Raw genomic sequence first — 836 nt, 5'->3', positions numbered from 1 at the left:
TTTCCAAAGAATTTGCAAATAGAAAACAAAAACCTTCCGCGGACATCACGGAAGGCTTCTCTTCATTATTCAGTCGGTTCAATTTAAGCCATATTTCCCGTCATTTCTGCGGTACACGACATTTGTAAGGTTTGTTTCCGCATTTGTGAAAACAAAGAAATTATGGCCGAGCATATTCATTTGCAAGATCGCTTCTTCACTATCCATCGGCTTTAAATTAAAGCGTTTCTGACGGACGATGTCCAAGCTCTCCTCCTCTTCTATGTCATCCTGAACCGCAATATCTGTATCAGAGCCAAGGCCGTTTGCCAATAAATATTTTGGAGAGCCCTGCTCACGGAATTTACGGTTTACTTTCGTTTTATGCTTACGGATTTGACGTTCCAGTTTGTTTGTTGCGAGATCAATTGCATTGTACATATCCTCGTTATGCACCTCGGACCGAAGCGCCAGATCTGTCATCGGAATCGTAACCTCAACCTTAGACTCCTTGTCATTGTAAAACTTCAAGTTGACGTTCACATCAGCATCCACGCTATGGTCAAAATAGCGCTCCAGCTTGCCGATCTTCCTCTCGACATGATCCTTTAACGCGGGTGTCACTTCAATATTTTCTCCTCTGATGTTATAGTTCATCAAAGAACGCCTCCCTTTTATTAAGGATATGTATCTATTTCTCTTTTACCCTTTACAATTCCTGCTGAAACATAAATCTTTTGTGAAAATTCAGTGAACTTTGTCGAATTTTGTTTGTATTTGCTCTGTTATTGGCGGTTCGGGGGTATATGTATATGCTGATTGAACGAAACAAATACCTCACACACGCCTAATTGATT

General features: G+C 40.7%; 1 protein-coding gene. It reads right to left on the bottom strand.

Annotated features, from left to right (window positions below; translation table 11 throughout):
- Positions 1-78: 78 nt before the first annotated feature.
- A complete protein-coding gene (hpf, locus tag ADICYQ_RS31145; RefSeq protein ID WP_020894231.1) occupies positions 79-636 on the bottom strand; it encodes a ribosome hibernation-promoting factor, HPF/YfiA family in 558 nt (185 codons plus the stop codon).
- Positions 637-836 lie beyond the last annotated feature (200 nt).

Origin of the sequence: Cyclobacterium qasimii M12-11B (assembly GCF_000427295.1) — a bacterium.
GTDB lineage: Bacteria > Bacteroidota > Bacteroidia > Cytophagales > Cyclobacteriaceae > Cyclobacterium > Cyclobacterium qasimii.
The sequence above is the reverse complement of the archived record's forward strand: the minus strand, read 5'-3'. Positions and strand labels throughout refer to the sequence as shown.

What these genes read in the sequence shown, in the direction of transcription:
- hpf (WP_020894231.1), bottom strand. Translation starts at nt 636, where the DNA reads ATGAACTATAACATCAGAGGAGAAAATATTGAAGTGACACCCGCGTTA.